The following is a 21,053-nucleotide window of genomic DNA, read 5'->3' as shown; positions in this document are numbered from 1 at the left end:
CCACACGCACCAACCCGTGGGCTGCGAGATCGACTGACATCAATCACACCGTGGCTCTAGAACACGGTGGTCCGACTATCGGGGACCTGCCAGGCGGATACGCAGTCCTCTTGAGCCAAGATGCGGCATCGTTTACATGACCCGCCGCCCTACCACCACATGCAGTAGGGCGGCGGATGGCTTTCCGAGCACCGGCCTTCGTACGTGATGTGAACATCCACCAGCCGTTAAACGATGGAGCAGCGCTACGCGAACTCCCCGTTGCTACTCCAATTTTCGACCACATTCGATCGCTATGCGGAACGAGCAAGCTCTCGTGCTTGGTCGAGAGGGTATGCCTTGGCGTCGATCTTCTTCCACGCGTCTTGGGCGAGGTCTAGAGACTCACGTTGCGCTGCGGTTTTTGGTGGTACGTACAACACTTTTACGGGGACGTCCTGTTCGATCGTGAGGTGATGCTCGCCAGCCAGTTCGCCGCCGCCCTCGCGAAGCTCTTGGAGTCTGAAACCCCATGCTTGCACCTTCTCGACCTGGGGGTCCATGTCCTTGAGATCGAACGACCAGACTCGGGACAGCTCTTCGATTCGATTTCCCTTGAGAGCGAAGTCGAAGTCCAGACTTTGCCTGCCGGCTCGGACTTTGACCCTCTTACACAGCGATAGCGTCGGGCGGAGTTGCCCATAGGCTTCGCCGAGCGTCCTCACCGCGCGAGAGTGCGAGGTCGATCGTGGAGAGTGGGCAGGTTCGATTACTAAACGGTCGTACAAGACTTCGATTGCGGCTTCAGCGGACTCTGCCACGACAGGCAGAGGCGCGCTGAGCTGAACTGCGTTGTTGTGGAACCCGCGAAGCGAGTTGATCGTGCCCTGGCTCATGACTATCCCGGCGAGGGCATCTGTGTTGGCCGCAACCATCTCACGGAAGTTGGATGACCAGTGGCGGGCAACGTTGAGGTCACCGCCAAGACGAGATACTCGATCGAAGCTTTGGACCGTCCGTACTGCCCAGTCGGCTCCGTCTAGGCCCACCAGCAGGCCGATGTTAATAAATTCTCCACGAGCTGGGTCAGGGAGGTATCGCATTGTCCAGTAGTTGTAACGCATGCCATCCTCCTTCTCAGCTTGCGGTGGTTCTTGACGATTTGACCCGAAGTCTCGCGGCGACTGTGGTTCGCCTGTAGTGCAGCATGTCTACGAGCGCGTCGAGGTCATGCTTCGGTACATCCCATTGTGCCGGTATTGCGTAGCAGGCGTCGACCAATTCTTCGCGGGTAATCGAATCCAGCCTATCGGCGGTGCTGACAAGTTCACTTGCGTCGAAGTGGTCCCACGCCCCCGTCCAGGTCCAGACGAGGTCGTGTCCGCTCTGACATGACCCCGCGTCCCACTCTTGCGTGTCGTGGATCCACAGGTTGTGATCGAAGCTCCACATACTCTTGGCTGTCTCGTGCGCATAGAGCCATTGTTCGTCACTTCCGATGCACAGGTCCCAGAGTGCGGCCCACCGCGGCCACCGGCGACTGTTGTCGTCGAACCGCATGTAGATCTGTTCGCGGCTTTCCTCAGTACTGTCTAGTTCAAGGGACCCGTGGGCGATGCAGGAGTGCAGAGTGAGGCCCGAACCAGTTGGTACCGAGTTCCAGTCCTCGCTGATCTGAATGAGTGCTGTGTCGCGGACCGGGGCGTCGAACAGTCGCCCGACTGCGGATACGATCTGCTCCGTCGCGAGGACCCGTGGGCCCTGGCTTTGGAATGGGACCTTGATCCAGTAGGTCTTACCGCTCGCGGTGAGACCACGGAAGGCGTGCGTTCCTGACTCTGGCCTGTTCATTGGGAGAATTGCTGCGAGGGTCTCGGTGGGACCGACCTCGTAGAGCGTTGCCCCCACCGTCATTTCTCCTGTGCTGTCGTCTCCGGCCTGCCGCTTCGGCAGTGTATTAGGTGGGCTCTCCGTGCACGCGGGTTGGGTGCTACACGCCCCTCCGTCAATGGAGACGGAGGGGCGTCCATGGTGAATCAAACGAGAATCACTTACGGTTGGCAGCGTCGAACTCTTTACGGGTCATCCGCCCACGCGAAGTTTACGAACGCTTTTTGCCTTGTGCGGACCTGGTGGGCATTGAGACGACCCTGGACTCTGTGGCTATCGGCATCCTCTCACCAATCTGTGCGGATTGCTTGGATTGCATCGTCTGACTCTGCCGCTGTCAGCTCGGGTGCTACATCTTCTCCAGCCTCAGCGCGATGGGGTGCGGACGTGGTGTGGTTCGGATTTGGTAGTAAACCCAGGCCCGCTGCACCGTGCGGCGCGCAACACGCAAATGCGTCAAGAACAAGTCCAGATTCGGCACGCGACCGCTCAGCCGGCCGTGCTCGTACAGCTCAGCGCTGTCGACTTCGGTGGTGACCGTAGTCATGGCCCACGTCTTGGCGTGACTAACCCCAGAACACACACGCCAAGCGGTGAGGAGCGACTCCGGCTGGTCAGGCAGGTCTTCAATCGAGTCAATCAAATTCTCGAATCCGCCTGACCTGCCCTTCTTCAGATCGATGTTGATCTCTGCGGCGATATAGGTTGTCCACTGCTGCCTCGCCTGGTGCTCCCCGCCATCGTCGAGCGGAGTTCCCATGTAGGCCTTCGCGGAGTACTTCCACGAGTCGTTGTGCTGACAGAGAAGCCGAGCAAGTCGCAGGTCCGATTCTTCCGGTATCAGGAGCCACACTGTGGAGCCGGCTGATTCGTACGCCGCGCGCAGGAGCGCGAACTGTGCGAACGACCAGTTCCAGTTGAGCATCAACGCACTCGACGCTTCGATGCACTCACAGGCGTGCAGCAGAGCCCTCTGGGCGGTAGTTGCGACCCAGATGTGAGGAAGGCGGTCTTCGTCTTCGGCGAGATCACTCTCTGGCGCAGCGTGACGACCTGGGTTGTCTTGCAGATAGGTCTTGATGCTGTCCAGACTGGTCAATTCTGCCCGTACTGCGTCATCGAAGTCCGCGTCGTCCATGCTCCAGTCATATCATCGCTGGTTTTCATCTCCCGGTCGCGAGGACGCTTCTGCATCTACTTGACCGCACCCTCAGAGTTCGTCGCGAAGCGCGGTGATAAAGCCGGCGAAGGCGTCCGCGAGGGCGTCGGGGGCTCCCCGTCTAATGGCGTGGTCCCCGATGCCAGGTGCGTACTTCCTTGATCGAATTCGCGCACTGTGCGGTGAATCGCGGCCTCGTGCAACGCGACCGACGGGTGGTCGTCGGCTGCGGCCGCCTCGATCGCCGTTCCCCATTCGTTGATCAGCTCCCGCCGGTCGAGATCGGTACCGGCCCAAGTCGCGAGTTCGGTGATGATCTACAGTCCTGCCACGGTGCGCCCGGTGAGAGCGATCGGGACGGTGTGGCTGGATCGAGATCGACCAGTTGTTGGCCGGGCGCTGGAGCGGTCATCGACGCGGCGGCGTCGTGCACCAGGGCGCGGACTCCGTTGTCGGAGAAGTACTGACGTGCCGAGCGTGGTGTAATTCTCATCCACAATGCAACCGGCTCAAAGCGGTCTCGATAAGCTCCGCTACGGCCATGCGGGGAGGTTGGAGTCCAGGCGCAGATGCTTCCGCGAGGAACACGTCGGTCTTTGGTCCAGTCAGCTTGGTCGTAGGCTCACCGCTGCGAATTTCCAGCAGTCCGCTCCAAGTGACGGTAGAGGGGCAGGGGCGCACGCCCGATGCCGGGCACCAAGGCAATTTCGGTCTTGGGTGGGCCGTCGTCGAGCATTCGGCGGATGTGTCGGGCTTTTTCGGCGTCGATTTTCCGCGTTGGTTGTCGACTCTTGCGTGCTCGCGTCGCCAGTCTAAGATCGGCCCGTGCAAGCCGCCACTGCTTCTATGAATCTGCCCGGGGGTCCCGTAGTTCGTGTTTACAGCAGTCCCGAGAACTACCTTGACACGCCAGTTTGGAGGGCAAATCCGAAGAAGCCGATCAAGTTTGCGGTGGGTTCGCCCGGTCGCCGATCGGGATTGTGGCGAGTCTGGTCTCCGAAGGATAAGGCCGATGTCTACGTTCAGCCTCAATCAAACGAAAGCCTTGCGAAGGTAAGTCTTCATGAATCGGGCGATTGGCGCTGCCAGATGTTGTTCGAGAAGTTCCATAGCGCGGATCTTCGCTTGGTGAATTTGCCTGACGAGTCCAGTCGGGTCATCGATCAGTGGCAGCAACACCCCCCGTTTGCCGATGGATGGACCGACGCCTTGACTGTCATGGTTCCGAGTGCCGACGTCGTAGATGTTCCGGGCGATGAAATCAAAAAGATGCGGGCCATTTATTGGACAGCTGAACCACAGTGGGGGGAAGCCGCGGAATTTCGCATTACCCTCATCGAAGAAGATCAGTCTGCACTGGTCTTCAATTAGCCCGCGTCCAGAAGACTGAGCGTCATCGGAGCTTATCGTGTCGTGACCGGGGCCACTGTTGTGGTTACTCATCACCGCACCGAGCTCGCGCACGAGGTTAATCAAGCACTCAAGCGCGTCCGGGCTGAGCAATACGCACGCCTCCCGTCCAACTTCTCAGTCTCTGCTGAAACTGGCCCTCGAACGATCGCCACAGCGCGTTTATCTGACGGGTACCGGATTTACTATGACCTGGCCCTTACTGAGCCACCGCCGATTACCTGGTTGTGAGTCGACGCTGAGCCCTCTCGCTGTTCCGAGAGCGTCGAGGAGAATTCCGCTGTGGCCCTGCGCCCAGGCCGTACGATCCCATCTCCACCAAGGACGGAGACACCGTCTATCTGAAGCCAACGGACTCAGCACAGCGGCGACAACGGTCTTCTCGGCCCCCGGCGAAGTCGACCACGCCCGCCCAAAGTCTCGGAGGTCCAGCAAGCGTGTTCGGCCTAAGCCGCTTGAATTGCCACCGACTCGGCGGGCTGGACGGCTTGCCCCTCCGTCCCCGTTCTCGTGCTCTTTCGCCAACCGCACCCCGGCGGCTGGTGCAGTTGGCCAAAGCGCACCACCCGAACCCATGCCGCTCCGCTGACCGCAAACCACTCAACATCACCGTCGCTCACTTCCCAGATGCCGCCGTTAGCACCCTGTTCGGCGCTGGTGGCCTGGGCGAGGATCGAACTCACTGCTCCCTCGGGCGATATGTTCTTGACGGCGATCGCGAAGCAGATGCTCACGGGATGGGGAGGGAGGTCGTACGCAATTTACGTCGCCGTTGGCAGACACCACGAGTTGCGCTCAATCGGCGCCCCTGCTCGGCACCAAGATGAACGTGTCGAACAGGTTCATAGGCGCCCGAATCCGTTGGTGGACTTCGACCGTCCGACTAGCCGGAGTTGCACTCCGAACGTCGGTGGTCCCATGCACACTCACCGACGCACAAGTAGCCAAAAAGACCTCGTGACAACTTGTGACAATCCGTGACAAGCGAGACCTAGAAACAAGAAAGGCCCTCCGACCCAACGGGTTAAACCGCAGTTCAGAGGGCCTATCAGTGCTCCCCCGGCTGGACTCGAACCAGCAACCGTCCGATTAACAGCCACATGAGAGTGATCTAAGTGCATCCAGGTGGACCATCGACACCGGCACTGACCAGCCAATACAGTCCGACGCCGTCCATCGACGTCCGCTAAGTTCGCCCGCAGTTGTGACAAGTGTGTGACAAAAGGGCGACTCCGATATGGTGGCGACTTGCTGCACGTACTGGAACGCGATGCCGGTGGTAGTGCCGTCCCACTCCACAATTCCGTGAGAACGGCGGACCTGGCGGTGTGTGAACGACAGTTACCGCACCGTAAAGAGAAGTTGACACTGATGCCTGATAAGTAAAGCCAGCTGTAATCATTGAGGTGTGACCACCCCACACACGGCCGCCAGCAGAGAAGTCCAAGTCAATCCCGATGTCGAGATCAGGTTTATGACAGAGGACCGCCTCGATCGTAAACAGTTCGCCCGGCGCATTGCCGAACGCATCCGTCGGGCAGGACAAGGGCCCAGTGTTGTATTCGGCCTGGCCGGCCCATGGGGAAGCGGCAAGACGTCGGCATTGAACATGATCACCGACGTAATCGCGATCGAACACCCGAAAACCTGGTCTGTCGTAAAATTCACGCCCTGGTCGGCTGCCGACACTACCTCCTTGACCGAGGAGTTCTATCGCGCGATCGCGTTCGCCATGCCGCCCGGCGAACATGGTGACAATGCCAAGCGGCTACTCAACACCGCCGCACCAGTTGCAGGCGCCGTGCTCAAAGCCGTCGCGATTGCCGCCGTAGAAAAATATGTGGGCAAAGGAGCTGTACAAGACGCGCTCAAGGCCGGTGCCGACGCCGCCACCGACCAAGCCGGTAATTTCACCGCCGACATCAAAACCGACCCCTTCACCAAACGATTCTCGGACATCTCCGCAGCCATCGACTCAGCCGGCAGAAACGTATTGGTTATCGTCGACGACATCGATCGCCTGCATGCGGACGAACTCCTCTCTGTCATGAAGTCGGTCCGCCTCCTCGGGCGCTTCGATCGAGTCCACTACCTGCTCTCATACGACGAGGAAACTGTCATCGATGTACTCCGCCAGAGCGACCTTGCCCTGGAAAACAGCGCTCGCGCACGCAGATACCTCGAAAAAATCGTCCAGTATCCTTTCGCGCTACCGCCCATCCAGCAGCTGCATCTCGCTCGTGAGTTCCGCGACCAACTACGGGCCGTCGCGAAGGCTCATAGCAAAGAATCCACCGACGAAGCTCAGGACAAGACCGCCGATTCTTTGTTCGCGCTGCTACCTACAGATCGGCTTACATTACGTAGCGTTTTCCGACTGGTCACGCAGGTCGACATCATGCTGACACTCGTCGGGGGTGACCGCGAGGTGGACCTGTTCGACGCAACGCTGATCACGTTTATCCGACTTCACTACCCGCGCCTGTACAAGGAAATACCCAAGTGGCGAACAGAACTACTCCGAAGACACCCCGAACCGGGTACGAATCACCAGCTCACTCCTGAACAGAAAGAACGCGAGGTCGCCGAACTCACGGACTCCAATGACTCACTCGAAAACCGTACCGCGTACCGACTCCTGGTCAGCCTCTTCCCTCACACACTCCCACGCCCCAAGGGTTTTTACTCTTCACGAAGCGCTTCGCGCTGCCAGATCCGAGAACGCGATCACTTCGACCGATACTTTGCCTTTGGGATACCAGCCCAAGACGTGCGAAATACCGATGTGAGATCCGACTTCACCCACCTCGCATCGACCGGCACCTGGTCCTCTGCCTCCGTAATTCGAGACTGTTTGTCCGAGCAGCAGCGCCGCGACCTCGTCTGCGGAAAAATTCTGCAGCACCTCGACGTTATTGTTGACTGCGCGCCCGAGTCCCTGGCACAAGCCGCACATCTCATCACACGCGAGCTACACATGGGAACAAGGGATCTGCTGTTTTCCAGATGGTCCGAAATCTTGTACACCCTGCTTGCCCACGCAGTCACCGTATCGACTCCGCAAGCAGCAAGATTTTTACTTGACCGCTACCGCATCGAGTTCGACCTGCCCACCACGGTGGACGTACTGACGCGACCCATCGAACTCGACACCATCGATGCCGAAAAAGTCGTCATAGCAACAAAAGGCATCCGCGACGAAATACTTCAACGATGCATGTTGGACCTGACCACCGATCTCCCCTCCGGACAACACCGAACCCACTCCGTCCTGAGCTTTTTGCACTACTTTGATGACGACCTCTGGCGCCAATTAAGCAAGCAAGCGCAGGCCATTTTGGCAAGTGATGAAGCCGTGACACTCGCGACTCTCGGAGCACGGTTCGTCACCATGGCTGGTACCGAAGAGGCCGACGGGAAGTTCGAGACCTGGGACAGCAAGTTCCTGAGCCAGGAATTCATACACCTTGTCCCGCAATACCTTTGGGATCTGAATGAGATCCCTGACGTCGACATCTCGCAATTGAATGATAACGACAGATCGTTGCCCAATCGCGTTACTTATGCCGCGTTGGCCTTGCGCCAGATCCTGACCGGGCCCGAGAATTAGCCACCTAGAGGACCACAGCGGAGTGTGATGTGGTCAAACCTGAATCGATAGCCCTCGTATGAGAACCATCATGCGGGCTGGACGTACACCGTGCTGGCGTCGTCGGGCACGTCGGGCCGCGTCGTGACCCCCAGAGGTAACGACAGCGCACGGTGACCGTTCAGATATACATCGACGGTGTGTTGCGCTTCGCGTACAAATGTCGGGGTCATGATCAGGTAGTACACGCCCGGCTGCATGCCATTGGGATGGTGCCATAGTTCGGTGCGTGGGACGGCATCGCGCAGGGTGTAGTCGTCTTCGTACACAATCTCGCGGGTGTCGGACTCGTATATGGATACCTCGAACACTCGCTCGACGGCCCGCGCATCTTCCTCGGTCCAGTGCACCCTGAGCACCAGCGGGATCGTCATTGACATGGGTAGACTGTGCGCGATCAGCAGGCCCAGCCCACCACTCGTGACAGTGAACAAACCGCCAGCAGGATCAATCTCCGCTTGAGCTGCCATAAAGGCGTATTCGACGCGCGGATCGAGAACCAAGCTTTTGAGCCCCGCCGTCTGCTCTCGAAGCCACTCTGCGGCGGCCTCAACAGTTCGATCACGTTCGACGTCGTTGGCGAACAGATCGGCCGCTACTGCACGCACAAAGGCCTCCGCCTCGATTGCAGGGACTGTCGGGATGTCGACCCCATTGAGGCGCAGAAACGTGATCGCACTTAACCATGCGGTTCGCTTATTACCGTCATCGAAGTACTGCGTGGTACTCAATCCGTGCAGGTAGGCTGCCGCTTTACGCCATAGTCCTTCGAAATACTCGCCGTCGAGATGCCCTGACGCCGGGCGAGCCAGCGCCGCGTCCAAACCGTCCCGGTCGGCGATTCGGCCGCCGCAGAGAGTCGAATTCAAGGTGATGACCGATTCCGAACTTAGGTATACCGTCACTTTGCGAGACGAGACAGCAGCTCGTGCCAACGGCCTGCCTCTTCGGAGGCAACACCCAGGACGATGTCGGTATCGGCGAACTCTACGGTCGCGTCGCTTGATGCGGTCGGGGCAGCAGGATGCGCCCTACGTGCGTCGACATCGTGTACCGTACCCATGTCAGACATGGTACGGCAGGGCCTACACCCGGTGCCGCTCGTGCCGACTTTCCTCACACAGCCGGCCAGAAGCAGGACCGCCTGCCTGGACTCCTTCCAAGATTGCGGCGAAGTTCTGTTATCAGCCCGTGGAGTTCTTTGTCGGGACTGTCAAGTAGCGGTTACAAGCGGATGTCGGTGACGGCGTTCCCGACGAGCGGCGCGTGTTCGCCGCGGTACACCTCGACGGAGTCGAGACGGGTGTGGCCGGTCTGACGAGCAATCGCGGGGCCATCGGCTCCGCTGCGCGTGCTCTGGGTGACGAAGCCGGCGCGGAGGGACTGTCCGCCGAGTTTGGTCAAGGCGGTGGGTCGGAGCCGGCGTGTTCGGCGCGCCTCCGGATGGTCTTGTGGGATCGCGGCCCCGGACAGCGGTCTGTTGCTGAGGTCGCCATTCTTGGAGACCGCGCGGAGCAGCAGAGCACGGGCAGCGGTACGCGGTAGTCCCCTGCGCCAGACGTGCCCGGTGAAGGGTCCACGCTTGCGGAGTAGTCGGATGGCCGAGGGCCGGAGGCCGGTGCCGTAGGCGGCGACGAGCTGCACCCAGAGGACGTACGCGCAGGGCGGCCAGGTTTCGTGAGAGCCGTTGCACGGCAGCGCTTTCACCGCTCCCCTGCCCCCTTGATCGGTCTTCGACTTCCGTTGCCGGATGTGCAGTCCGACGAGGCGGTGCAGGGGTGATGTCGCCGCACCGCAAATCGGATTGTCACTGCGGCGGTAGGCGCCCGCGAAGCCGAGGAGGAAGATTGCCGAATCGCGGCGTTCGAGTACTTCGTCGGCCCAACCCCGGCACCGGTTCCGCGCGGTCTCGACGAGGACCTTGATGTCGTCGACGAGCAACGGGTCTCGAGGTGTGCGGGGTCGGTCTCCGGCTGCGGCGTACTCGCGGCGGATGCCGGCCAGGGTCGCGGTCACGAGTTCGTGTGCAGACGGGGACAGGTGTCCGATGGTGCGGTGTTGGTGGTTGATCGCGGCTATCCAGGTGCCGAAGGTGGCGACGACGTATGCCCGCTCCCCCGTTTCGGTGCGGGTGTCGGCGGCGTCGACGAGATAGGCGGCGACGGTGACCGGGTGCGCCGGCAACGCGGCATGGCCCTCCCGCTCACACCACCCGGCGAAGCGTCGCCATCCGGCGGCGTAGGTGCACCGGGTGCCCTCGGACCGAGACGACTCCACTGCTTTCGCGATCCGCTTGGCCACCGCTGCAGGTATCTCGGGCTCCACTGCCGCAGAAACAAGGCCCACAGAGCCCACCGGTAAGCTCACCGCAGGTGTTCGGCCCGGTCGGAAGTCCAAATCGGCAACCTGGCGCATGTCACCGACACGTCTGCAAGCAAAACTGTGCTGAACTGGCGATTTGCGGAGGACGGTGCGGAAATAAAATTTGCGTCGCCGTTGGCAGACACCACGAGTTGCGCTCAATCGGCGCCCCTGCTCGGCACCAAGATGAACGTGTCGAACAGGTTCATAGGCGCCCTAATCCGTTGGTGGACTTCGACCGTCCGACTAGTCGGAGTTGCGCTCCGAACGTCGGTGGTCCCATGCACACTCACCGACGCACAAGTAGCCAAAAAATCTCGTGACAACTTGTGACAATCCGTGACAAACGAGACCTAGAAACAAGAAAGACCCTCCGACCCAACGGGTTAAACCGCAGGTCAGAGGGCCTATCACTGCTCCCCCGGCTGGACTCGAACCAGCAACCGTCCGATTAACAGTCGGAAGCTCTGCCAATTGAGCTACAGGGGATTACTTCGTGGCATCACACTCTCGTGTGCGCCGAGAGAAACCATAGCGCACACCCCCATGGGAGTACCAAATCGCCCTGGTGGGGCCGAGTCAGGCAGGATGGTGGGACGCACGTAGAGATGGGTGGAGTGGTGCCTATCTCGATGACCGTCGAACACTGACAACCAGCAACACTGTGGGAGGACTTTGATGATCCGTTTGGTTCTGGCTGCTGGAGCGGCGTACGTACTCGGAGCCAAGGCTGGTCGTGGTCGCTACGAGCAGATCCGTAAGACGGCTGCGGCCGTCGCCGGGAGTCCAGCTACGAGGAAGGTTCTCGATGTGAGCAGGCAGAAGCTGTCGGATTCGTTGAATACGCAGCCGAAGCTCGAGCCCATGAAGACGATCGACGACGAATCGCAGCTGTACATCCCGCAGGATCAGCTCCGCAGGAAGTAGTCAGCCAGCGGCTGAATCGTCCTCGACGTTGCCGATGGCCTGCTCGAGCAGGCTTCGCCGGTACTGTTCGAGGGCGATGACGTCGCCGAGCAGTGCGTAGTACTCGTCCGGGTTCTCCTGCGGTGACATGCGCTGCATCTTGGATTTGAGTTCGGCAACCTGCTCACCGACCCACACTTCCTGCAGGCGCGCCATCACGCCGTTGGTGTAGCGGGTCAGCGCGATATCGGCGACCGGTATGTGTTCGACGGCCAATTCCATGACGAGTGACTGCACAACCGGACCCTCCGCGCGTTTGGCGACGGCGTCGACCCATTCCCCTCCGCCGAGCCCCGCAGCGGTGCCGCCCGCGGCTGTGACGGCCGCGCTGACGGCCGCGTAGGCGGGATGTGTGAATGTCTCCGGGGGGAGTGAATCGAACACGGACCCGGCGATCGACGGGTTCTGCAGCGCCGACTTGAGCGCTTCACGCTGCGGCCACAGCGCGGGATCTCGCGGTTGCGGTCGCGGCGGGCCGGAAGGCGTCTCCGTCTTCGGCTCCTGACGCTTCTCGAACGGCACGCGCTTGGTGTTGGTGTCCCCGCCGCCCCGAGCGATCTTCTTCGCTTCGTCGCGCACTCTGGCGAGCACCATCGCGGTGTCGTCCCAGCCGGTCCACCCGGCGAGCTGGCGGGCGTACTCGTCACGCAGGGAGCCGTCCTTGATGCGGGCGACCACGGGGACCGTCCGCTTCAAAGCTTCGACGCGGCCCTCGGGGGTGTCCAGATCATGTTCGCTCAGCAGCGATTTGACGACGAACGCAAACATCGGTGTCCGACGCGCCACCAGATCTCGCACTGCAGGATCGCCGGACTTCTGGCGTAACTCGCATGGATCCATACCGTCGGGGGCGATGGCGACGAACGTCTGCCCGGCGATCTTCTGATCGCCTTCGAATGCTTTCATCGCGGCTGCTTTTCCTGCCGCGTCGCCGTCGAAGGTGTAGATGACCTCACCGCGAAAGTAGCTGTCGTCCATCATGAGTCGACGCAGCATCGCCAGGTGGTCTTCACCGAATGCAGTGCCGCACGACGCGACGGCGGTCTTGACGCCGGCAAGGTGCATGGCCATGACGTCGGTGTAACCCTCGACGATGACGGCCTGGTGCGACTTGGCGATGTCCTTGCGTGCCATGTCCAGACCGAACAGCACCTGAGACTTCTTGTACAGCATGGTTTCCGGGGTGTTGATGTACTTGCCGGGCATGGTGTCGTCGTCGAAGAGCTTTCGTGCGCCGAAGCCGATGACGTCGCCGCTTTGACTGCGAATCGGCCACACCAGGCGGCGACGGAATCGGTCGATCGGGGTGCCGCGCTTGCCCGGCGTGGCCAAGCCGGCGTCGATGATTTCTTTGGCCTCGAAACCTTTGCTCAGCAGATGCTTGGTGAGGGTGTCCCACCCGTCGGGAGCGTATCCACACCCATAGGTGAGTGCGGCTTGCCCGTCGAAGTCGCGTTCGGTGAGGTAGTCCTGCGCCGCCTGCGCGTCGGGCTCGCGGAGCCGTGAAGCGTAGAACTCCTGCGCGGCAGCGTTGGCCGCGATCAGCCGTGCGCGTGTGCCGCGATCCCGCTGAACCGACGGCCCGCCACCTTCGTAGGTGATGGAGTAGTTCAGCCGGTCTGCGAGCTGCTCGACGGCTTCCACGAACGAAATGTGCTCGATCTTCTGCAGGAACGAGTAGGCGTCACCGCCCTCGCCGCAGCCGAAGCAGTGATAGTGCCCGTGGTTGGGGCGCACGTGGAACGACGGTGACTTCTCGTCGTGGAACGGGCACAACCCCTTCATGGAATCGCCGCCCGCGCGCTTGAGCGAGACGTAGTCACCGACCACGTCCTCGATTCGAGTGCGTTCGCGGATGGCGGCTATGTCTCGTTCAGGAATTCGGCCGGCCACAACGGGCAGTCTAGTACCGCGGATCGGCCGCGAAGAATCAGATCAGCCCCAACTGGCCTGAGCGCCCAGGCTGCGCTTGTCGATCAGCTCGAGCCGACTTTCGGTGTACGACGCAATTTGATCGACGACCACCCGAGTGCGCTGCGCGTCGTGTTGGGCGCGGTTCCATGCCGGCACGAAAATCGGGTCCAACTCCCCCGGCGCCGAGCGCAACAACCATTGCGCGACGCGGTGGATTCGTTCCCGCTGCCGTTCCTGACGGAGCTTGTGTCCGGCATCGGACATCACGTACCGCAACGCCATCGTCTTCAGGAGTGCCACCTCGGAGGCGACGACCGCCGGGATGACCAGATCGGCGTCGTACCGCGACAGTGAACCGGTGCCCCACTTGTCGCGGGTGCCGTTGATCGCAGCGGTCGCGAATCGCCCGACCAGTTCGCTCGTGAGGTGCTTGAGCTTCACCGACGCTTCGAGTGTCCCGTCGAACCGACCGGCCGTCACGACAACCGGCATGCGCGAGAGTCGATCCGCAGCCTCGATCAGCTCGTCTACGTCGAGACCACGGAATTCCCTGATGCCGAGTTCGGCCAATGCGCGCTGTTCGGAACGATCGCCGAGGGCTCTGAGGTCGATTCTGGCGCCGATCACGCCGTCTTCGACATCGTGGACCGAGTACGCGACGTCGTCGGCCCAGTCCATGGACTGTGCCTCCAGGCACTTGCGTCGGTTCGGTGCCCCATCGCGAACCCAATCGAGGATCCGGCCGTCGTCCTCGTACGCGCCGAACTTTGCTCCCGGCGAGGGCCGCATCCACGGATATTTGATCGCCGCATCGAGAGATGCGCGAGTGAGATTGAGGCCGACGCTGGTGCCGTCGGCGTCGAGGGTCTTCGGTTCCAGACCGGTAAGGATTCGTAGGTTCTGCGCGTTACCCTCGAATCCGCCGCAGTTCTCGGCGACCTCGTCGAGTGCCCTCTCCCCGTTGTGCCCGTACGGCGGGTGACCGATGTCGTGTGCGAGGCCTGCCAGGTCCACCAGGTCTGGATCGGCACCGAGTCCTTCGGCGATGCTGCGCCCGATCTGCGCCACCTCGAGCGAATGTGTCAATCGTGTGCGCGGGGTATCTCCGTCACGCGGTCCGGTGACCTGAGTCTTGTCGGCCAACCTCCGCAGTGCCGCACTGTGCAGTACGCGTGCTCGGTCGCGCGCGAACGCGCTGCGGTGGGATGCATTCTCCTGCGCGCCGTCGAGCCCTGCCGTCTTACGCGGTTCCGCGACGAACCGTTCGAGGTCGTGATCGGTGTAGCCACTCACCGCTATTGCCCTGCCGTGTAGGAGAAGTCGGCGGTGAAGTGGGTGAGCTGATACCACAGCAGCGCACCGGTCTCGCGAGCAATTCCATGGGCCTGCGATTCCCTGGTGTACACCGCGGGGCCCGTCCTCGTCGGCGAGGTCCATGCGTCGAGGCCGGCGTCCCTGGCCATCGTGCGAGTGCGTAACGAATGCCACGGGTCGCTGACGAGCACCACGGACGATCTTCCCTGCTCGCGCAAGATGTCGCTGACCGCCTCGATGCTTTCGAGAGTGTCCGAACCCTCCTCGACGGCGGTGATCTTGTCCGCGGGTACGCCTTGCTCGATCAGATAGTTACGCCCGGACGCTGCCTCGGTGAACAGGTCGCCTTCCTGCTTGCCGCCGACGGTGACGATCTCCGGTGCCACGCCCTGTTCGTACAGGGTGGCGGCCTGATCGAGGCGTGCCTCGAACACAGTCGACGGCGTACCCGAATACTGGGCCGCACCGAGAACCACGATCGCCTCTGCCGGGGAGTTGTCGTCGATCCGCGCCACTTGCCAGACTCGAACAGCCGTGCCGCCGACGACGAGGAGACCCATCAGCACGACGCCCAGGATGAGCCGCGTCGTCCACCGGCCGAGCGTGCCGACGAAACCGAGACGATCGGGGCCGGATGGGCGCTGATCCAACGGTCGACCGTACGAATCCCCATCGGGTTCGCCGTACGGATTGCGGTCGAGAGTCGAGTTCACTCCTCGAGTTTGCCAGTCGCGCGCGATCGGGGTCGTATGGGCGCGCGGGAACTCGGCGTCGGTGCTCAGAGCCAACCGCGATCCAGGGCGATCCGAATCGCTTCGGCACGTGTGGTGGTGCCGGTCTTACCGATGGCCGCGGACAGATGATTGCGTACGGTCCCCTCGGACAGATGAAGCGTCGCCGCCATCCGCCCAGCCGTGCCACCTGCGACCGCTGCCCGGAGAACCTGCTGCTCACGTGAAGTCAACGGCGATACTCCAGCGGTCAGTGTCTCCGTGGCCAACGTCGGGTCGACGACTCGGAGGCCCATGTTCACGCGTCGGACCGCGTCGGCGAGCTGCCGGGCCGGGGTGTCCTTGACCACGAATCCGTCGGCGCCTGCGTCGAGGGCGCGTCGCAGATAGCCGGGGCGGCCGAAGGTTGTGACGATCAACACTCGACACGAGGGCACCTGGGCGCGTAGTTCCGCGGTGGCAGCGATCCCGTCGATACCCGGCATTTCCACATCGAGAAGCGCGACGTCGGGTGTGTGTTCCAGCGCCGCGGCAACGACCTGATCGCCGCGGCCGACTTCGGCCACCACCTCGAGATCGGATTCGAGCTCGAGCAGGGCCGCCAGAGCTCCGCGCACCAACGCTTGATCGTCGGCGAGCAACAGTCGAATTGTCATTGCGACATCACTTCCACGCGAAAACCACCGGATTCTCCGCAGCCGAGCACGAGGGTGCCGTTGGCAGCCTTCACTCGTTCACCGAGCCCACGAAGGCCATTGCCCCCGGAGTACGCATCGGTAGCCATCCCGCGGCCGTCGTCGGACACGACGATCGACGTCGGATCGAGTGCGACGAAGCATCGTTGCGCCCCGCTGTGCCTGATGACGTTGGTGACGCCCTCACGCAATGCCCAGCCGAACAGTTCACGGTTGCGCAGAGGGACGTCGTCGGCGTCGGCAGGCAGGTCCGCTCCGATCCCCGCGGCGTCGAGCGCCGATCGTGCATTACCGAGCTCCACCGCGATGTCCACGCGGCGAGCACCGCTGACCGTGCTGCGTACGTCGCCGAGCGCTTCCCGGGCAAGTGCTTCGACCTGTGCGATCTCGACGGCGGCTCGCGCAGGGTCGAGGTCGATCAGACGTCCGGCCAGTTCGGCTTTGACCGTGATCACGGTGAGTGAGTGTCCGAGGATGTCGTGGACATCGCGTCCCATGCGTTCGCGTTCGGCAACGACGGCGAGGTCCGCCAATTGTTGTCGGGCTTCGGCGAGTTCGTGATTTCGCCGGAAGATCTGCGTAATACCCCAGGCGGCAAGGGCACTGACGATGAGTTGGAATCCGAAGAAGCTGTCCGGTTCCCAGTCCGGCACGAATCGCGGAAGGAGTTCGACGGATGCGAGCATCGCAGCAACGAGCGTGACGGACTGCACCGAAGGCAGGATCATCACGGCGATAACTGCGATGTAGATGGTCAGACCGAATGCGGTCGTCCCCAGCATCAGCGAGAGCAGGGCCGTGATCGCGAGCATCGCGGTGAGCGAACCCCATGCCAGCGCCGAGGACATCGGCCGATCGTGGCGGTGTCCTCGGCGAAATGCCCAGAACGTACCGAGAAAGAGCAGCGCGAATCCGATCACGAGTGTCAGACCGGCGACCCGAGCGAACCACGAGGGCTTGGCGAGTACCTCACCGATCGGATAGGCCAGGTAGATCAACCACGCTGCAGCGAAGATCGGCCCGAACCGCCAGAAGCGGTCGCCACCCTCCTGCGCCGGTGGATCGATCTGCTCACTCATGCTGCCTACGTTATCGGTGTCGGCAGCACGAGTGAGCGAAGAATCAGACACGTTGGGTATCGCGTCGGAACAGCACAGCCGCACCGACGATGAATACGCCTGCCCACACCACGAGATTGAGGACGGCGACCGCGAGGGTGGCGGCGCTGGGATCGGTGAAGGGAGCGCGTGCCACTGTGGCGAGCCCGTAGAGCGGGGTGAACTTGGAGACGAAAGGGAACCAGCCGCTGTCGGCCAAAGGCACGAACAGCCCGCCTGCGAACGCGAGAACGGCGAGAACTGGGCCGAGTACCTGCATGACGTTCTCGGACGGCAGAAGATATCCCATGAACAATCCGAAGGCTGCGAAGACCGAACTACCGAGCCATGCGATGACGCCCGTCGAGATCCACACCCAGATCGGCATATCGGCGCCGAAGACGGAAGCCACCGCGAACACCACGACAATCGAGGCCAGTCCCATGGTCATCGCCACTGCCATCTTGGTGACGATATAGGCGACCGGCTTCAACGGGGTCAACCGAAGTTGCCGACTCCATCCCTGTGCGCGTTCGACGGAAACCATTGCGCCCCCGCTGGTAGCGGCGAGCATTGCCCCGTAGACCGCCATGCTGATGGCGATGAACGCGGTGACGTTGCCGTGTGCGAACGCGTAGTTCGACGAGTAGTCCGACGCAGTCCCGAAGATGACGAAGAATACCGGCGGCATGACGAGGGTGAACAGCACCGTCCGACGGTTGCGAATCAATCTCTTGATCTCCAGGCCGAGGAAGGTGGGGCTGAATCCGCCGAGCCTCAGGGTCGGACGTGAAGTCGTGTGTGTTGCAGTCATATCGAACTCCCTGCGAGATCTGACGGATGGTCGGTGGTCAGTGCGAGAAATGCGTCTTCGAGTCCCCGAGAAACAATTTCGAGGTCGACGGCGTCGATGCCGAGCAGGTAGCGCGCGACGGCGTCGGAGTCCTGTCCGTGGACGATCACTCGATCTCCCCGCGTTTCCACCCGGTCGACCCCCGGAAGTGCCAGGAGTGCTCGCTGATCGACGTCGATGGCCGTGGCAGACACGGTGCGGCCCGATGCCAGGTTCTTGACCTCCGCGGCGCTGCCGTCGGCGACGATCCGCCCGTGGCGAAGCAGCACGATGCGATCTGCGTAGGCATCGGCCTCGTCGAGATAGTGGGTAGCGAAGAGTACGGTGCGCCCGCTTCGCGCGTCGGTGCGAATGGCGTTCCAGAAATCACGCCGCCCCTCCACATCCATCCCGGTCGTCGGCTCGTCGAGGACGAGCAGATCGGGTTCGGGCAGAAGTGCCAATGCGAACCGCAGGCGTTGCTGCTCACCGCCCGAGCACTTCGCGACACGTCGGTCGGCGATGGCGGTGATTCCGGCGCGTTCGATGACCTCGTCGACCGGTTGTGTCCGCGGAAACAATGCCGCGGTGAGCCGGACCGTTTCGCGCACCGTGAGGTCTCTGAGCAGACCGCCGGACTGCATCACGGCCGAGACTCGCCCCGCGCTGATCGCGTCTGCGGGTGTCTCACCGAAGATGCTCACCGTCCCGGCGTCCGGTCGCACCAGACCGAGCATCATGTCGATGGTGGTCGTCTTTCCCGCGCCGTTGGGGCCGAGGAAGGCCACCACTTCCCCCGGCTCGATGCGCAGACTCACATCCGCTACGGCTCGGACATTTCCGAAAGATTTGCTCAGGTGGTCCAGATGCACCGAAGGTGTCGTTGTCATGAGAACAACACTGCTCGCGTCGAGGGCGTCGAGCCTCTTCCGTGCGTCATGTTCTCGGCATGACATGTGTCATGGATTGGCCTCCCGGTAAGTTCGGTACCTATGGCAGTCGATCAGGCAGAGCACCGGCCCGCGTTCGTTGCGGTCCGGAGAGTTCTCGCATACAGCGCACTCACCACCGTCTTGGGATTCACCGCTTTGCTCGGCGCCGCGGGGACCGCCTCGGCCGAGCCTCCGTCGCGCCTCGACACGCAGATCACCGACGAAGTACAGGTGCTCGACGAGCAGAGCACCGGAGATATTCAGGCCGCGATCGACGATCTCTACAACAACAGCCGTATCCGGCTCTGGGTTACTTTCGTTTCCGATTTCGACAACTTGTCTTCCGAGAGCTGGGCAGAACAGACGTACACCGCGAGCGATTTCGGGCAGCGCGACGTACTTCTTGCAGTGGCGACGGACGGCCGGGCGTACTACCTCGGCGTCGACAAGTCCTTGACGGAGATCACCGCGGCGGAGCAAGAGTCGATCCGCGTCGATCAGATCGAGCCGGCGTTGGCACAGCGAGATTGGTCCGGCGCGGCCATCTCCACCGCGGGAAGCCTCGACGAGGCTTACTCCGCCTCCGGCTCGGACGGGTCCGGGACTCCGTGGCTGATCGGTGCGGGTGCAGTACTTGTCGCCGGTGGCGGAGCCGTCGCCTACTCCTCTCGCCGAAAGAAGAAGCTACACACGGCGAGTATCGAAGCAGCGCACACCATCGATCCGACCGACACTGCCGCACTCAGTGCGCTTCCACTCGATGTCCTCGATGCCCGAGCCCACTCGATGCTCGTCGAGACGGACAACGCCGTGCGCGCAAGCGAGGAAGAGTTGACCATCGCACGATCGGAGTTCGGTGATCGAACTGCAGCGCCGTTCATCAGCGCATACGAGGAAGCAAAGAAAGCACTCGCTTCCGCCTTCGAAGTGCGGCAGCGTCTCGACGACGCCATTCCGGAAACGCCGGATCAACGACGCTCCATGCTCATTCACATCATCTCCTCGTGCGGCCGAGCCGATCACGAACTCGACTCTCGCGTAGCGGAATTCGAATCGATGCGAGACCTGCTCATCAACGCCGGTTCGAAGTTGGATTCGCTCACGCAGACCGTCGTCGGCTTGACTGTCCGAATCCCCGAATCACAGCAGATTCTCGAACAACTCCGCACCGAATTTGCGCCGGCAGCGCTCGCATCTATCGAAGCCAACGTCGATATGGCTCGCGAGGCAATCGAACTCGCCGAAGCGAACATCGCCGTCGGCCGAGAGGCAGCTGCACGACCCGCAGGCAAACAAGGCGAACTGGTCTCTGCCGTCCGAACCGCAGAAAAAGCCGCCGAACACGCACGGGCATTGCTCGACGCAGTCGACCACGCGCAGAGCGATATCCGTAATGCGATAGCGACACTTCCGGCCGCCATCGAAGAGGTGCGCAAAGACATCGCCGACGCCGCAACGCTCAGTCGGCACGGTGGGCCCGATTTGGACAAGGCGCGCGCAGCGGCCGAACAGGCACTGCGCAACGCCGAGGCGTCGCAGGCGTCGGATCCGCTCGGAAGCTACAACCAACTCGTTGCTGCCGATCAACAACTGGACGCAACGATCGAAGACGCAACCGAGGTGAAGGAGCAGGAGGAGCTTCTGCGCGCCCGGCTCGCGCGTGACATCGGCGGGGCTCAGTCGCAGATCACCGCCGCGAAGGATTACATATCGACCAGGCGCGGCGGCGTCGGAGCCGAAGCGCGAACCCGCCTCGCCGAGGCGGAACGGCATTTCGAGGCTGCTCGCCAGCTGGAGTCCTCGGACCCGGCGAAGGCGCTCCAGCATGCTCAGGCCGCAGCACAGTTGGCCACGCAGGCATCTCGAAGCGCGCAGGCCGACGTCCGAGACTGGGAGGATCGCAATCGCCCACGTGGCGGCGGTGGCGGGGGGAACATGGCCGGCGCGGTCCTCGGCGGAATCCTCATCAACAGCGTCCTACGCGGCGGTGGCGGCGGCTTCGGTGGAGGTGGCTTCGGTGGAGGTGGCTTCGGCGGGGGCGGCGGCTTCGGAGGCGGCGGAGGCGGTGGCGGCGGTTTCGGTGGCGGCGGTGGCCGGTTCTGAGCGGGTGTGCGCCTCCGGTCG

At 62.1% G+C, this 21,053-nt stretch carries 18 protein-coding genes and 1 tRNA gene; 3 read left to right on the top strand and 16 right to left on the bottom strand.

The window, feature by feature from the left end; genetic code table 11:
* Positions 1-293: 293 nt before the first annotated feature.
* The 5 genes from BJD99_RS00845 to BJD99_RS21075 all read right to left on the bottom strand — a co-directional run bounded on the left by BJD99_RS00845 (position 294) and on the right by BJD99_RS21075 (position 4,531).
* Positions 294-1,103, bottom strand: coding sequence for a DUF3037 domain-containing protein (locus tag BJD99_RS00845; RefSeq protein WP_084344812.1), 810 nt, complete (start codon positions 1,101-1,103; stop codon positions 294-296).
* A 13-nt stretch (positions 1,104-1,116) separates the two neighbouring features.
* Positions 1,117-1,893: a hypothetical protein gene (locus BJD99_RS00840; RefSeq protein WP_084344809.1), complete on the bottom strand. Its 777-nt coding sequence runs from the start codon at positions 1,891-1,893 to the stop codon at positions 1,117-1,119.
* A 325-nt stretch (positions 1,894-2,218) separates the two neighbouring features.
* Positions 2,219-3,007, bottom strand: a complete 789-nt coding sequence (locus tag BJD99_RS00835; protein WP_084344807.1) for a hypothetical protein — start codon at positions 3,005-3,007, stop codon at positions 2,219-2,221.
* Positions 3,008-3,290: 283 nt separating this feature from the next.
* Complete coding sequence (locus tag BJD99_RS20590) at positions 3,291-3,521, bottom strand: hypothetical protein (protein WP_143541979.1); 231 nt, start codon at positions 3,519-3,521, stop codon at positions 3,291-3,293.
* Between the two features lie 539 nt (positions 3,522-4,060).
* Positions 4,061-4,531 (bottom strand): hypothetical protein, encoded by a 471-nt coding sequence (locus BJD99_RS21075; protein WP_143541978.1) that lies wholly within the window; start codon positions 4,529-4,531, stop codon positions 4,061-4,063.
* A 1,315-nt stretch (positions 4,532-5,846) separates the two neighbouring features.
* Between BJD99_RS21075 and BJD99_RS00815 the strand changes: the two genes are divergently transcribed.
* Positions 5,847-8,048, top strand: a complete 2,202-nt coding sequence (locus BJD99_RS00815; protein WP_143541977.1) for a P-loop NTPase fold protein — start codon at positions 5,847-5,849, stop codon at positions 8,046-8,048.
* A 68-nt stretch (positions 8,049-8,116) separates the two neighbouring features.
* Here BJD99_RS00815 and BJD99_RS00810 read toward each other — a convergent pair whose 3' ends face one another.
* The 4 genes from BJD99_RS00810 to BJD99_RS00800 all read right to left on the bottom strand — a co-directional run bounded on the left by BJD99_RS00810 (position 8,117) and on the right by BJD99_RS00800 (position 10,937).
* The gene (locus tag BJD99_RS00810; protein WP_084344797.1) at positions 8,117-8,992 is read right to left on the bottom strand and encodes a type II toxin-antitoxin system death-on-curing family toxin; all 876 of its coding nucleotides are present in this window, start codon (positions 8,990-8,992) and stop codon (positions 8,117-8,119) included.
* The gene (locus tag BJD99_RS20835) at positions 8,989-9,150 is read right to left on the bottom strand and encodes a hypothetical protein (protein ID WP_179142126.1); all 162 of its coding nucleotides are present in this window, start codon (positions 9,148-9,150) and stop codon (positions 8,989-8,991) included. Before BJD99_RS20835 ends, BJD99_RS00810 begins: the two co-directional genes overlap by 4 nt.
* Positions 9,151-9,311: 161 nt before the next feature.
* Positions 9,312-10,433, bottom strand: coding sequence for an integrase (locus tag BJD99_RS00805; RefSeq protein WP_256895238.1), 1,122 nt, complete (start codon positions 10,431-10,433; stop codon positions 9,312-9,314).
* A gap of 431 nt (positions 10,434-10,864) precedes the next feature.
* Positions 10,865-10,937: transfer RNA gene (locus BJD99_RS00800), tRNA-Asn, on the bottom strand.
* Positions 10,938-11,126: 189 nt separating this feature from the next.
* Between BJD99_RS00800 and BJD99_RS00795 the strand changes: the two genes are divergently transcribed.
* Positions 11,127-11,375, top strand: a complete 249-nt coding sequence (locus BJD99_RS00795; RefSeq protein ID WP_084344795.1) for a hypothetical protein — start codon at positions 11,127-11,129, stop codon at positions 11,373-11,375.
* Here BJD99_RS00795 and dnaG read toward each other — a convergent pair whose 3' ends face one another.
* The 7 genes from dnaG to BJD99_RS00760 form a co-directional block, all read right to left on the bottom strand.
* Positions 11,376-13,307 carry a DNA primase gene (dnaG, locus tag BJD99_RS00790; RefSeq protein WP_084344793.1) on the bottom strand — a complete coding sequence of 644 codons (1,932 nt, stop codon included), beginning with the start codon at positions 13,305-13,307 and terminating at the stop codon, positions 11,376-11,378.
* A 42-nt stretch (positions 13,308-13,349) separates the two neighbouring features.
* Complete coding sequence (locus tag BJD99_RS00785; RefSeq protein WP_084344876.1) at positions 13,350-14,627, bottom strand: deoxyguanosinetriphosphate triphosphohydrolase; 1,278 nt, start codon at positions 14,625-14,627, stop codon at positions 13,350-13,352.
* Positions 14,624-15,355 carry a YdcF family protein gene (locus BJD99_RS00780; protein ID WP_084344874.1) on the bottom strand — a complete coding sequence of 244 codons (732 nt, stop codon included), beginning with the start codon at positions 15,353-15,355 and terminating at the stop codon, positions 14,624-14,626. Before BJD99_RS00780 ends, BJD99_RS00785 begins: the two co-directional genes overlap by 4 nt.
* A 65-nt stretch (positions 15,356-15,420) precedes the next feature.
* Positions 15,421-16,029 (bottom strand): response regulator transcription factor, encoded by a 609-nt coding sequence (locus BJD99_RS00775; RefSeq protein WP_084344791.1) that lies wholly within the window; start codon positions 16,027-16,029, stop codon positions 15,421-15,423.
* Positions 16,026-17,147, bottom strand: coding sequence for a sensor histidine kinase (locus BJD99_RS00770; RefSeq protein WP_084344872.1), 1,122 nt, complete (start codon positions 17,145-17,147; stop codon positions 16,026-16,028). The genes BJD99_RS00775 and BJD99_RS00770 overlap by 4 nt, the downstream gene beginning before the upstream one ends.
* Before the next feature lie 43 nt (positions 17,148-17,190).
* Complete coding sequence (locus tag BJD99_RS00765) at positions 17,191-17,979, bottom strand: ABC transporter permease (RefSeq protein WP_084344788.1); 789 nt, start codon at positions 17,977-17,979, stop codon at positions 17,191-17,193.
* Positions 17,976-18,887 carry an ABC transporter ATP-binding protein gene (locus tag BJD99_RS00760; protein WP_084344870.1) on the bottom strand — a complete coding sequence of 304 codons (912 nt, stop codon included), beginning with the start codon at positions 18,885-18,887 and terminating at the stop codon, positions 17,976-17,978. Before BJD99_RS00760 ends, BJD99_RS00765 begins: the two co-directional genes overlap by 4 nt.
* Before the next feature lie 102 nt (positions 18,888-18,989).
* On the opposite strand from BJD99_RS00760, the gene BJD99_RS21370 reads away from it, so the two are divergent.
* A complete protein-coding gene (locus tag BJD99_RS21370; protein WP_084344786.1) occupies positions 18,990-21,032 on the top strand; it encodes a TPM domain-containing protein in 2,043 nt (680 codons plus the stop codon).
* Positions 21,033-21,053: the final 21 nt, after the last annotated feature.

This window comes from Rhodococcus sp. 1163 (assembly GCF_002091985.1).
Classification (GTDB): domain Bacteria; phylum Actinomycetota; class Actinomycetes; order Mycobacteriales; family Mycobacteriaceae; genus Rhodococcoides.
The sequence above is the reverse complement of the archived record's forward strand: the minus strand, read 5'-3'. Positions and strand labels throughout refer to the sequence as shown.

What these genes read in the sequence shown, in the direction of transcription:
- BJD99_RS00840 (WP_084344809.1), bottom strand. Translation starts at nt 1,893, where the DNA reads ATGACGGTGGGGGCAACGCTCTACGAGGTCGGTCCCACCGAGACCCTC.
- BJD99_RS00845 (WP_084344812.1), bottom strand. Translation starts at nt 1,103, where the DNA reads ATGCGTTACAACTACTGGACAATGCGATACCTCCCTGACCCAGCTCGT.
- BJD99_RS20835 (WP_179142126.1), bottom strand. Translation starts at nt 9,150, where the DNA reads ATGGGTACGGTACACGATGTCGACGCACGTAGGGCGCATCCTGCTGCC.
- BJD99_RS00835 (WP_084344807.1), bottom strand. Translation starts at nt 3,007, where the DNA reads ATGGACGACGCGGACTTCGATGACGCAGTACGGGCAGAATTGACCAGT.
- BJD99_RS00775 (WP_084344791.1), bottom strand. Translation starts at nt 16,029, where the DNA reads ATGACAATTCGACTGTTGCTCGCCGACGATCAAGCGTTGGTGCGCGGA.
- BJD99_RS00770 (WP_084344872.1), bottom strand. Translation starts at nt 17,147, where the DNA reads ATGAGTGAGCAGATCGATCCACCGGCGCAGGAGGGTGGCGACCGCTTC.
- BJD99_RS00795 (WP_084344795.1), top strand. Translation starts at nt 11,127, where the DNA reads ATGATCCGTTTGGTTCTGGCTGCTGGAGCGGCGTACGTACTCGGAGCC.
- BJD99_RS00765 (WP_084344788.1), bottom strand. Translation starts at nt 17,979, where the DNA reads ATGACTGCAACACACACGACTTCACGTCCGACCCTGAGGCTCGGCGGA.
- BJD99_RS00760 (WP_084344870.1), bottom strand. Translation starts at nt 18,887, where the DNA reads ATGACAACGACACCTTCGGTGCATCTGGACCACCTGAGCAAATCTTTC.
- BJD99_RS20590 (WP_143541979.1), bottom strand. Translation starts at nt 3,521, where the DNA reads ATGAGAATTACACCACGCTCGGCACGTCAGTACTTCTCCGACAACGGA.
- BJD99_RS21370 (WP_084344786.1), top strand. Translation starts at nt 18,990, where the DNA reads ATGGCAGTCGATCAGGCAGAGCACCGGCCCGCGTTCGTTGCGGTCCGG.